General features: G+C 74.5%; 12 protein-coding genes. 7 read left to right on the top strand and 5 right to left on the bottom strand.

The genetic code is table 11. The features are described from left to right. Window positions 1-252: 252 nt before the first annotated feature. The gene (locus JQN70_RS20250) at window positions 253-543 is read right to left on the bottom strand and encodes a GNAT family N-acetyltransferase (RefSeq protein ID WP_204132206.1); all 291 of its coding nucleotides are present in this window, start codon (window positions 541-543) and stop codon (window positions 253-255) included. 131 nt (window positions 544-674) lie between these two features. Between JQN70_RS20250 and JQN70_RS15250 the strand changes: the two genes are divergently transcribed. Beyond that, window positions 675-1,904 carry a helix-turn-helix domain-containing protein gene (locus JQN70_RS15250; RefSeq protein ID WP_204132205.1) on the top strand — a complete coding sequence of 410 codons (1,230 nt, stop codon included), beginning with the start codon at window positions 675-677 and terminating at the stop codon, window positions 1,902-1,904. Between the two features lie 20 nt (window positions 1,905-1,924). On the opposite strand, the gene JQN70_RS15245 is transcribed toward JQN70_RS15250, so the two are convergent. Beyond that, window positions 1,925-2,134 carry a hypothetical protein gene (locus tag JQN70_RS15245; RefSeq protein ID WP_204132204.1) on the bottom strand — a complete coding sequence of 70 codons (210 nt, stop codon included), beginning with the start codon at window positions 2,132-2,134 and terminating at the stop codon, window positions 1,925-1,927. 133 nt (window positions 2,135-2,267) lie between these two features. On the opposite strand from JQN70_RS15245, the gene exaC reads away from it, so the two are divergent. Genes exaC through JQN70_RS15225 form a run of 4 tightly spaced genes read left to right on the top strand, consistent with a single transcriptional unit; the run spans window position 2,268 to window position 5,494 of the window. After that, on the top strand, window positions 2,268-3,791 hold the full coding sequence (gene exaC, locus JQN70_RS15240; protein WP_204132203.1) for an acetaldehyde dehydrogenase ExaC: 1,524 nt from the start codon (window positions 2,268-2,270) through the stop codon (window positions 3,789-3,791). A 4-nt stretch (window positions 3,792-3,795) separates the two neighbouring features. Further along, on the top strand, window positions 3,796-4,182 hold the full coding sequence (locus tag JQN70_RS15235; RefSeq protein WP_204132202.1) for a DUF779 domain-containing protein: 387 nt from the start codon (window positions 3,796-3,798) through the stop codon (window positions 4,180-4,182). Between the two features lie 50 nt (window positions 4,183-4,232). Continuing rightward, the gene (locus tag JQN70_RS15230) at window positions 4,233-4,736 is read left to right on the top strand and encodes an OsmC family protein (RefSeq protein WP_204132201.1); all 504 of its coding nucleotides are present in this window, start codon (window positions 4,233-4,235) and stop codon (window positions 4,734-4,736) included. A 50-nt stretch (window positions 4,737-4,786) separates the two neighbouring features. Next, window positions 4,787-5,494 (top strand): DUF2510 domain-containing protein, encoded by a 708-nt coding sequence (locus JQN70_RS15225; RefSeq protein ID WP_204132200.1) that lies wholly within the window; start codon window positions 4,787-4,789, stop codon window positions 5,492-5,494. A gap of 9 nt (window positions 5,495-5,503) precedes the next feature. Here JQN70_RS15225 and JQN70_RS15220 read toward each other — a convergent pair whose 3' ends face one another. The 3 genes from JQN70_RS15220 to JQN70_RS15210 form a co-directional block, all read right to left on the bottom strand. Further along, window positions 5,504-6,859 carry a serine hydrolase domain-containing protein gene (locus JQN70_RS15220; RefSeq protein WP_204132199.1) on the bottom strand — a complete coding sequence of 452 codons (1,356 nt, stop codon included), beginning with the start codon at window positions 6,857-6,859 and terminating at the stop codon, window positions 5,504-5,506. 46 nt (window positions 6,860-6,905) lie between these two features. Next, window positions 6,906-7,712, bottom strand: coding sequence for a sigma-70 family RNA polymerase sigma factor (locus JQN70_RS15215; protein WP_204132198.1), 807 nt, complete (start codon window positions 7,710-7,712; stop codon window positions 6,906-6,908). Between the two features lie 151 nt (window positions 7,713-7,863). Continuing rightward, the gene (locus tag JQN70_RS15210; RefSeq protein WP_204132197.1) at window positions 7,864-8,793 is read right to left on the bottom strand and encodes an NADP-dependent oxidoreductase; all 930 of its coding nucleotides are present in this window, start codon (window positions 8,791-8,793) and stop codon (window positions 7,864-7,866) included. A gap of 155 nt (window positions 8,794-8,948) precedes the next feature. Here JQN70_RS15210 and JQN70_RS15205 point away from each other — a divergent pair, with 155 nt between their 5' ends. After that, window positions 8,949-9,212, top strand: coding sequence for a hypothetical protein (locus tag JQN70_RS15205; RefSeq protein ID WP_204132196.1), 264 nt, complete (start codon window positions 8,949-8,951; stop codon window positions 9,210-9,212). 77 nt (window positions 9,213-9,289) lie between these two features. Next, window positions 9,290-10,243 carry a DUF808 domain-containing protein gene (locus JQN70_RS15200; protein ID WP_204132195.1) on the top strand — a complete coding sequence of 318 codons (954 nt, stop codon included), beginning with the start codon at window positions 9,290-9,292 and terminating at the stop codon, window positions 10,241-10,243. Window positions 10,244-10,245: the final 2 nt, after the last annotated feature.

The following is a 10,245-nucleotide window of genomic DNA, read 5'->3' as shown; positions in this document are numbered from 1 at the left end:
GGTCCTCCAGGCCGTCGCGTGGGTCGCCTACGTCGGGGTCGTCATGACCCTGTTCCTCCGCCCCGCCCCCCCCCCCGGCGCCGCCCCCCCCGGGGGGCCCCCCCCCCCCCCCCACCCCCCCCCCCCCCGGCCCCCCCCCCAGGCCCCCCCCCCCCCGGGGGGGGGGGGCCCCCCGGGGGCCCCCCCCCCGCCCGCCCCCCCCCCCCCCCCCCCCCCCCCCCACGCGTCTGGACGGCCGCGGTCCGTCGGGGCTCAGGCGCGCTGCCGGACCTCGACGGGGTGGTCGGGATGGCGCTGGAGCCACGCGCGGGCGAAGGGGCAGTCCGGTCGGACGGCCCGCCCGGCGGCCGCGATCTCGTCGACCGCCGCGCGCACCAGCGCACCCCCGACGCCCCGGCCCTCGAACCCCTCCTCGACCTGGGTGTGGACGAGCACGATCGCCGCCCCGTCGTGGCTCTCGCGCCACACGAGCTCGCCGGCGACGTGGTCGCCGATCCGGGCGACCCACGCGTGCTCGTCCTTGACCACCTCGACGTCCGACACCGGGCACCACCTCCGCCGCCCATGCTGGCACGGGCGGGGCCGCCCGCCGCCGGTCGGCACCGACCGACCGGTCCCCGACACCGTCCGGACGGACCGTTGTCCGCCGCCCGCGCATCGGCTCTACTGGCGGGGTGCCGCACGACACCGCCCGCCGGGCCGACGGCCCCGCACCCGGGGTCCGTTCGGTCGTCGCCGAGTCGTGGCTGCGCTCGTCGGCGGCCGGGGTCGACCCCGACGCCCACCTCGCGCCGGTCGTCCTCGACACCGCCGACCTCGCCGACTACCGCGCCACCCACGCGCTCTCGCACGTGTTCCCGCTGCTCTACGACGTGCTCGGCCGGGCCGCCGTCGACTGCGACTCGGTGATGGCGGTCGGTGACGCCACCGGGCACCTGCTCTGGGTCTGCGGGCCGCCGAGCGTCCTGCGCCGGGCGGAGAGCATCAACTTCGTCGAGGGGTCGGTGTGGAGCGAGCCGGGGGCCGGCACCAACGCCCCGGGGATGGCGCTGCACCTCGACGCCCCCGTCGCCGTCCACGCGAGCGAGCACTTCAACCGGCTCGTCCACCCGTGGTCGTGCGCGGCCGCCCCCATCCACGACCCGACGACGAGCCGGGTCCTCGGCGTCGTCGACGTCACCGGCGGTCCGGACGTCGCCTCACCGCAGAGCCTCGCGATGATCCGCGCCGCCGCCCGGATGGCCGAGTCCGAGCTCGCCCGCCTCGCGCTCACCGGCACGACGCTCACCGTCCCCGCGTCCACCGAGCTCCCGGACGCCACGGGCGTCGTCCGGGTGCGCGGGCTCGGCCTGCCCGAGGCCGTCGTCGAGGTCGGCGGCCGGACGCACCGGCTGAGCCGGCGGCACAGCGAGATCCTCGTGGCCCTGCTCGAGAACCCCGCGGGCCTGACCGCCGAGGAGCTGGAGGCCCGGGTCTACCCCGGCCGGGTCAACGCCTCGACGCTGCGGGCCGAGATGACCCGCCTGCGCACGCTGCTCGGGCCCGACGCCCTGGCCTCGCGTCCCTACCGCGTGCTCGCCGACACCGAGACCGACTGGCGCAGCGTCGCCGCCCTCATCGGGACGGGCCGGGTGCGCGAGGCGCTCCAGGCGTACAAGGGTCCGCTGCTGCCGGGGTCGGAGGCGCCGCTCGTCGCCGAGCTGCGCGACGTCCTCGAGGCCCAGGTGCGCTCGGCCGTCCTGCGCTCGGGCGAGGCCGACCTCATGGTCGGCTGGACGCGCTCGCGCTGGGGCGCCACCGACCTCGAGATGTGGGAGCGCCAGGCCGAGGCGCTCCCCGCCACCTCGCCCCTGCGCGGCGTCGCCGAGGCCGAGGTCGCCCGCCTGCTCGACGCCGACGCCTGACGGGGAGTGCTGCGGCGCGCTCAGAACCCGCCGGCGCCGCCGTCCGTCCCCGGGGGGACGTTCCCGCCGGCGTAGCCACCGCCGTGCTTGTCCCGGGGTTCGTAGCCGGCGACACCGGTGTTCCCGCGCCGCTGCAACACGACGACGGCGGCCACGATGACCGCGAGGACGATGACGAGCCACCACCACATGACGCCTCCCGCGCGGCCGGCGTCAGGGCGCCGCACCACGCCCTCGAGTGTGCTCCCGGGAGGCGGGCCACGTCCATCCCCCGGGGGTGCTGCAGCGTCGTTGCAACGTCGCGCTGCCTACCGTCGCCGGATCCCGCCGATGGGACCCCGACGATCGAAGGAGATCGAGTCAATGACGACGTACACCCCGCCGGGCCGCGACGGCAGCGGCATCGAGGTCAAGGGCCGCTACGAGAACTGGATCGGCGGGCAGTGGGTGCCCCCGGTCAAGGGTCAGTACTTCGAGAACATCACCCCCGTGACGGGCCAGGTCTTCACCGAGATCGCCCGCTCCACCGCCGAGGACGTCGAGCTCGCCCTCGACGCCGCGCACGGCGCGTCCGAGTCGTGGGGCCGCACGAGCGCCACCGAGCGCTCCAACGTCCTCCTGAAGATCGCCGACCGGATGGAGGCCCACCTCGAGGACCTCGCCGTCATCGAGACCTGGGACAACGGCAAGCCGGTGCGCGAGACGCTCGCCGCGGACCTGCCCCTCGCCATCGACCACTTCCGCTACTTCGCGGGTGCCGTTCGCGCACAGGAGGGTTCGATCGGCGAGATCGACGAGTACACCGTCGCGTACCACATCCACGAGCCGCTCGGCGTCGTCGCGCAGATCATCCCGTGGAACTTCCCGATCCTCATGGCGGTGTGGAAGCTCGCCCCGGCGCTCGCGGGCGGCAACTGCGTCGTCCTCAAGCCCGCCGAGCAGACGCCCTGGTCGGTGCTCAAGCTCATCGAGATCATCGGCGACCTGCTGCCCGACGGTGTGCTCAACATCGTCAACGGCTTCGGCGTCGAGGCCGGCAAGCCGCTCGCGAGCAGCCCGCGGATCGCCAAGGTGGCCTTCACCGGCGAGACGACGACCGGCCGGCTGATCATGCAGTACGCCAGCCAGAACCTCATCCCGGTTACCCTCGAGCTCGGTGGCAAGAGCCCGAACATCTTCTTCGAGAGCGTTGCGGCGCAGCGGGACTCGTTCTACGACAAGTCCCTCGAGGGCTTCGCGCTCTTCGCGCTCAACCAGGGCGAGGTGTGCACCTGCCCGAGCCGCGCGCTCATCCAGTCCTCGATCTACGACGACTTCCTCCAGGACGCCGTCGACCGCGTCGGCAAGATCGTGCAGGGCAACCCGCTCGACACCGACACGATGATCGGCGCGCAGGCCAGCAACGACCAGCTCGAGAAGATCCTGTCCTACATCGACATCGGCAAGCAGGAGGGCGCCAAGGTCCTCATCGGCGGTGCGCGCGCCGACCTCGGCGGCGAGCTGTCCGGCGGCTACTACGTGCAGCCGACCGTCTTCGAGGGCGAGAACTCGATGCGGATCTTCCAAGAGGAGATCTTCGGGCCGGTCGTCGCGGTCACCCGGTTCGACGACGAGTCCGACGGCCTGAAGGTCGCCAACGACACCCTCTACGGCCTCGGCGCCGGCGTGTGGAGCCGTGACGGGTCGCAGGCCTACCGCGCGGGCCGCGAGATCAAGGCCGGCCGCGTGTGGACGAACAACTACCACGCGTACCCCGCGCACGCGGCGTTCGGCGGCTACAAGCAGTCCGGCATCGGGCGCGAGACCCACAAGATGATGCTCGAGCACTACCAGCAGACGAAGAACCTCCTCGTCAGCTACAGCCCCGACGCCCTCGGCTTCTTCTGAGCCGATGGGACTCCCGGCCACCGCGAGCCGGGTCGGAGTCACCGGTGAGGCGGCGCAGCTGCTGCGTCGCCTCACCGGCACCCACGGCCCGCTGATGTTCCACCAGTCCGGCGGATGCTGCGACGGCTCCGCCCCGATGTGCTACCCCGACGGCGAGTTCCTCACCGGCGACCAGGACGTGTTCCTCGGCGAGCTCGACGTCGAGCTGGACCGCGCTGTGCCCGTGTGGATCTCACGGCCGCAGTTCGAGTACTGGCGGTACACGCACATCACCATCGACGTCGTGCCGGGTCGTGGGGCCGGCTTCAGCCTCGAGGCGCCCGAGGGTGTCCGCTTCGTCATCCGCTCGCGGATGCTCACCGAGGACGAGCTGGCGGTGCTCGACGGCTGACCGTCCGGGTGGACGGTGCCGCCGCAGGGCCGGCGTGCTTGGCTGGGGCGATGGACCGCACCGAGCTCCGCCGGCTCCAGGCCCCCCTGCGCGAGCGCTACGCCGCCGACCCGGCCTCCGCCCTCACCCCGCTGCACGCCACGGCCGACTTCCGCGACGACGGCGTCACGTGCACCGTCGACGGGTTCGCCGGGCCGGTGCGTGCCGGGCTGCACCCGGCGACGGGGGGCGACGGCTCCGACGCGTGCAGCGGCGACCTGCTCCTCGAGGCCCTGCTGGCCTGCGCCGGTGTCACGCTGCGCAGCGTCGCGACGGCGATGGGGGTCTCGCTCACCGGTGTCCGGGGCCGGGCCGAGAGCAGCTTCGACGCCCGCGGCACCCTCGGCACCGACCGGGAGGTGCCCGTGGGCGTCGGACCGGTCACCGTCACCTTCACCGTCGAGACCGACGCCGACGACGCGGCGCTCGAGCGCCTCGCGACCTCGACCGAGCGCTACTGCGTCGTGGGCCACAGCCTCAAGGAGGTGCCGCGCGTCCGCGTCGTCCGGCCCTAGCCTGTACCCAGCACGGCGAGCGACGCCGGTCGAGCGAGGAGAGCAGGGCGATGAGCGCACCCCCCGGATGGCACCCGCAGCCGGACGGCCGCGAGCGGTGGTGGGACGGCCAGCAGTGGACCGAGCACTTCCGCGACCCGGCCACCGCGGCCCCGCCCGCGCCGGGTGACACCCAGGTGCTCGGCGCCCCGGGCGACGCGTACTCGACCCCGGTGCCGGCCTACGGCACGCAGGGCACCGGCTACGGAACGCCCGGTGCCGGCCAGTGGCCGCCGCCGCAGAAGCAGGGGATGAGCGGCACTGCCAAGGGCTGCCTCATCGCCGTCGTGGTCGTCGTCGTGCTCGCGATCGTCGCCGTCGTCGTCGGCGGGATCTTCTTCGCGCGCAAGGTCAACGAGACCGTCGACGAGGTGCAGTCGGCGATCCCGTCGACCTTCCCCACGGACCTCCCGAGCGCCGGCGGCGAGCCGGTCACCATCACGCTGGGCGACGGTTTCGAGCTGCCGAGCGCCACGGTCGACGGCGGCTGGACCCTCGAGGACAACGGCGGCATCGGCCGGGTCGTCACGGGGATGACCGCGACGCCCACGGGCGACGGCGACCTCCCCCTCCTCTTCACGATGGACTTCGCGGGCGGCGAGAGCACCGTGTGCAACGCGAACTTCTCCGGAGCCTCCGACTCCGCCGAGGTCACGTGCATCCCCGTGTTCGGTGACGTGCCGGACGGCGCCGAGGTGACGGTCACCCCGACGTTCTGACGCCTCGGGTCAGGAGGTCGGCGCGGCGGCGATGACGTCGCGGACGAGCGCGTCGGTGCGCAGGGCGGACCCGTCGACCTCGGGCGAGAACCCGAGCCGCACGACGACGAGGCGCTGCGAGGGCACGACGTAGACGCGCTGGCCGTCGTGGCCGCTCATCCAGTAGGCGTCGGCGGGCAGCTCGGGGGCGACGAGCGAGCCGTCGGCCTCCTGGTTGACCCACCAGCCGGCGGCGTACCCGCGCTCCTCGCTGTGGTCGACCGGCTGGGCGGTCGTCGACTGCGCCATCCAGCCCTCCGGGAGCAGGCGGTCACCGCCCCACACCCCGTCCTGGAGGGCGAACTGCCCGAGGGCCGCCCAGTCGCGCGGGGTCGCCCAGAGGTAGGACGAGCACACCGGGTTGCCCACGCCGTCGGTCTCCCACGTCGCCGAGGAGAGCCCGAGCGGCGCGAACAGCTCGGTGCGCGGGAAGTCGGCGTCGGGGACGTCGGCGAGCGAGCTGAGCCACGAGCAGACGAGGTTCGTCGACCCGCTGGAGTACTGCTGGTAGGTGCCCGGCTGGTGCGCCAGGCCCTGGCTCGCGACGTACCTCGCCATGTCGGGCTCGGCGTACAGCATCTGCGTGATCGGCGTCCCGAGCGAGTAGGTCTCGTCCCAGCGCAGGCCGCTCGTCATCCGCATCAGCTGGTCGACGGTGATGCTCCGGCGCTCGTCGGTCCACTCCGGCCGCAGCCCGTCCTCCTTCCGGACGTCGAGGCCGCGCTCGAGGACGTAGCGGCCGACGAGGAGGTTGGTCGCCGACTTGGCCATCGACCAGCCGAGCTGCGGTGTGTCGGTGGAGAACCCGTCGGCGTAGCGCTCGGCGACGAGCTTGCCGTCGCGGAGGACGACGACCGCCCGGGTCCCGAGGTCCTTCTTCTGCTTCACCGACAGGTCGTCGCCGAAGGCGCGCGACATGGCCTTCTCGAGGGCCGGGTCGGCCTCGGGCGCGGGGGCGTCGGTGTAGGGGTTGCCCTCGGACTCGACCTTCGTCGCCCGACGGCTCACCGCCGGGCGCTCCCCGGCGACCGTGCAGCCGTAGCCCTGCGTGTAGAACGCCTTCTGCTTGGCGAGCAGCCAGCCGACGGCCGAGGTCGAGGACTTCCCCGCGAGGTTGACGTACCCCGTGAGGTAGGGGACGAGCGGGTTCGGCGGGAGGTCGGTGTCGGGGTCGTCGCGCCCCGCGACGAGGGTGACCGCACAGGAGTTGTGGGCCGCGTAGCCGGTGCCGGTGGCGAGCAGCGGGCGGTAGTGCCGGTACCCGAGGACGGCCCCGACGACGACGAGGACGAGGAGGACGGCGAGGACCCGGCGCAGCACACGCATGGCGGCGACGGTACCGCCCGGCGGCCGCGCCGTCAGGGACCTGCGCTCAGGCGGCGGCGAGAGCGTCGAGGCGCTCGCGCAGCCGGTCGAGGAGCCCGGCGAGCAGGCGGGAGACCTGCATCTGGCTGACCCCGATGGCCTCGCCGATCTCGCTCTGCGTGCGCTCCTCGACGAACCGCAGCCGGATGATGACCCGCTCGCGCGGCGTGAGCCGGGCGACCTCGGCCCGCACGGCGGCGCGCAGCAGCACGCCGTCGGTGGCGTCGAGGGGGTCGGCGAGCCGGTCACCGGCCGTGCCCCCGGCCGGCGACGGGGCGTCGAGCGAGGACGGGGTGAAGGCGGACGCGGTGGCGCGCGCCTCGGCGACGTCGGCGAGGTCGCGGCCGACCGCACGGGCCAGCTCGGCGAGGGTGGCGTCGCGGCCGAGCTGCTGGCGCAGGTCGTCCTCGGCGGGGACGAGCTCGGCCCGCAGCTCCTGGAGGCCCCGCGGCGGGCGCACGACCCATCCGGCGTCGCGGAAGTGCCGCTTGAGCTCTCCGCGGACGGTCGGCACGGCGAAGGCCTCGAACCCGCGCCCGGCCCCGGGCCGGTAGCGCAGCACGGCGGTGACGAGGGCGGTGCGGGCGACCTGGAGCAGGTCGTCGGTGTCGATGCCGCGGCCGGTGTAGCGCAGCGCGAGCGAGTCGGCGAGGGGGAGGGTGGCCGTGACGACGTCGGCGAGCAGGCGCTCGCGGTCGGCGGGGGCGGCGGCGCGCTCGTAGGCGGCGAGCAGCTCCTCGAGGTCGGCGGTGGCGCCCGAGGGACGGGTGGGCGCCGCGAGCGGGCGAATGCTGGTGGGACGGTGGGGGGACATCGAGACCTCCGGTCCGGACAAGACCGGCGGCACGTGTTCTCGACCACCGAGCCCCCGGTGGTCGGGGGCGACTGGTTCGACCGTACTCCGCCGCCCCGACGTCCGACGGCTTGCGTGACACGCCTTCGACGGCCGGCCCCCGAGCGCGGCCTCAGTCGTCGGACACGGCGATGACCAGCTTGCCGCGGACGTGGCCCTCTCGGCTGCGCGCGAACGCCTCGCCGACGGCGTCGAGGCCGTAGGAGCCGGCGACGTCGACGACGAGCGAGCCCCGCGCGGCGAGGTCGGCGAGCCACTGCAGCTCGCCACCGTCGGGGCGCACCCACACCCAGGTGCCGCCGTGCTCGAGGACCGACGGGTCGGCGATCGAGGCGTGCCGTCCGCCGTCGCCCAGCACCGCGAGGGTGTCGTCGAGGACCCCGCCGACGAGGTCGGCCACGGCGTCGACACCGTCCGGAACCAGGGCCCGGACCCGCTCGACGAGGCCGTCGCCGTAGGCCACCGGCTCGGCGCCGAGCTCGCGGAGCCGGCCGTGGTTGGCCTCCGAGGCGGTGCCGACGACCCGCGCGCCCAGCTCGCGCGCGACCTGCACGGCGAGCAGGCCCACCCCACCGGCAGCGGCGTGGACGAGCACGGTGTCGCCCGCCCCGACCTCGAGGCGGCGCAGGACGCGCAGCGCGGTGAGGCCGGCGAGCGGGAGGGCGCCCGCGGTGTCCCAGTCGACACCGGCCGGCTTGCGGGCCAGGGCCCGTGCCGGGACGGTGACGAGCTCGGCGAAGGTGCCGCCGTGCACCCAGTCCTTGCGGGCGTACGCGAGGACCTCGTCGCCGGGCCGCACCTCGGGGGTGTCGGGGCCGACCGCCCGGACGACGCCCGCGACGTCCCACCCGGGCACGACGGGGAAGGTGGCCTCCATCATCGGGTCGAGGCCGCCGCCCATGAGCTTCCAGTCGACGGGGTTGACCGAGGCCCGCCGCACCTCGACGAGGGCCTCGCCGGGCCCCACCTTGGGGTCGGGGAGGTCGTCCCGCACCTCGAGGACGTCGAGGTCTCCGTACCGGTCGTAGGTCGTCGCACGCATGACGGGGTCAGCGCGCCGGCGGGCGCCGCGCATTCCCGGGGTGCACCCGCGGGCCGCCGACCTGCGCGAACGCCGTTTGCCGGACCGGTCGCGGGGGTAACGTCGCGCTTGCCCCGTGTCGAGCGGGGACGTCGACGGACGAGGAGGTCCGGGGGATGACGACCGTCCACGCCGGTGACCAGACCGGGCACGACGCCGACCCGGCGCTCACCCTCGACCTCGACGCCCTGCGGGCCGTCCTCGCCCAGCACCCGTTCCCGTCGTGCCAGGACGACCTCATCGCCGCGTGCCTCGCCGCCGGGGCGCCGGCCCGGCTGTGCTGCCGCCTGGCCCGGCTCGACCGCACACAGCGGTTCGCCTCGCTCGAGGAGATGTGCGCCGCCGTCGCCGCGGCGGACGTCGCGCCCCACCAGGGCTGAGGCGCGGTCCCACCGCGACCAGTAGCGTCTGCACCACGGGTCGTCGCGACGGAGGGCCCCGGACGCCGGAGGACACCATGGCCGGAGGGCTGGTCGCCCTGCTCGACGACATCGCCGTGCTCGCCAAGATGGCGGCCGCGTCGCTCGACGACGTCGGGGCCGCTGCCGGGCGGGCCAGCGCGAAGGCCGCCGGGGTCGTCGTCGACGACACCGCCGTCACGCCCCGCTACGTGCACGGGTTCACCGCCGACCGCGAGCTGCCGATCATCCGCCGGATCGCCGTCGGCTCGCTGCGCAACAAGATCCTCGTCATCCTGCCGATCGCGCTGATCCTCAGCCAGTGGCTGCCGTGGCTGCTCACCCCGATCCTCATGGTCGGTGGCACCTACCTCTGCTACGAGGGCGCGGAGAAGATCTGGGAGAAGCTCGCCCACCACGAGGAGCACCACGAGCCCGCCGCGGCCGAGGGCGCCGAACAGGAGAAGACGATGGTGGCCGGCGCCATCCGCACCGACTTCATCCTCTCCGCCGAGATCATGGTCATCGCGCTCAACGAGGTCGCCGACGAGCCGTTCGTGTCGCGCGCGATCATCCTGCTCGTCGTCGCGGTCCTCATCACGGCGCTCGTCTACGGCGTCGTCGCGCTCATCGTCAAGATGGACGACATCGGCCTGCACCTCGCGGAGTCGGGGCGCTCGGGCGCGGTGCAGGGCCTGGGCCGCGGGCTCGTCACGGCGATGCCGCGGCTGCTCGCCGTGCTGTCGACCGTCGGCATCGTCGCGATGCTCTGGGTCGGCGGTCACATCCTCCTCGTCGGGGCCGACGAGCTCGGCTGGCACGGGCCGTACGGGGTCGTGCACCACCTCGAGGAGGCCGTGCACGACGCGACCGGCGCGCTGGGCGGGGTGCTCGGCTGGCTGACGAACACGCTCGGGTCGGCCGTGGCCGGCGGCATCGTCGGTGCGGTCGTCGTCGCCGTCGTGCTGCTCGTCCAGCGGGTGCGACGCGGTGAGGGCGCCGCCGCCCACTGAGC

It is taken from the genome of Phycicoccus sonneratiae (assembly GCF_016887965.1).
GTDB lineage: Bacteria > Actinomycetota > Actinomycetes > Actinomycetales > Dermatophilaceae > Phycicoccus > Phycicoccus sonneratiae.
Note: the sequence above shows the minus strand (reverse complement) of the source record. Positions and strands in the feature narration are given on the sequence as shown.

Coding starts and splice junctions, on each gene's coding strand:
- exaC (WP_204132203.1), top strand. CDS start 2,268: ATGACGACGTACACCCCGCCGGGCCGCGACGGCAGCGGCATCGAGGTC.
- JQN70_RS15235 (WP_204132202.1), top strand. CDS start 3,796: ATGGGACTCCCGGCCACCGCGAGCCGGGTCGGAGTCACCGGTGAGGCG.
- JQN70_RS15230 (WP_204132201.1), top strand. CDS start 4,233: ATGGACCGCACCGAGCTCCGCCGGCTCCAGGCCCCCCTGCGCGAGCGC.
- JQN70_RS15225 (WP_204132200.1), top strand. CDS start 4,787: ATGAGCGCACCCCCCGGATGGCACCCGCAGCCGGACGGCCGCGAGCGG.
- JQN70_RS15220 (WP_204132199.1), bottom strand. CDS start 6,859: ATGCGTGTGCTGCGCCGGGTCCTCGCCGTCCTCCTCGTCCTCGTCGTC.
- JQN70_RS15215 (WP_204132198.1), bottom strand. CDS start 7,712: ATGTCCCCCCACCGTCCCACCAGCATTCGCCCGCTCGCGGCGCCCACC.
- JQN70_RS15210 (WP_204132197.1), bottom strand. CDS start 8,793: ATGCGTGCGACGACCTACGACCGGTACGGAGACCTCGACGTCCTCGAG.
- JQN70_RS15205 (WP_204132196.1), top strand. CDS start 8,949: ATGACGACCGTCCACGCCGGTGACCAGACCGGGCACGACGCCGACCCG.
- JQN70_RS15200 (WP_204132195.1), top strand. CDS start 9,290: ATGGCCGGAGGGCTGGTCGCCCTGCTCGACGACATCGCCGTGCTCGCC.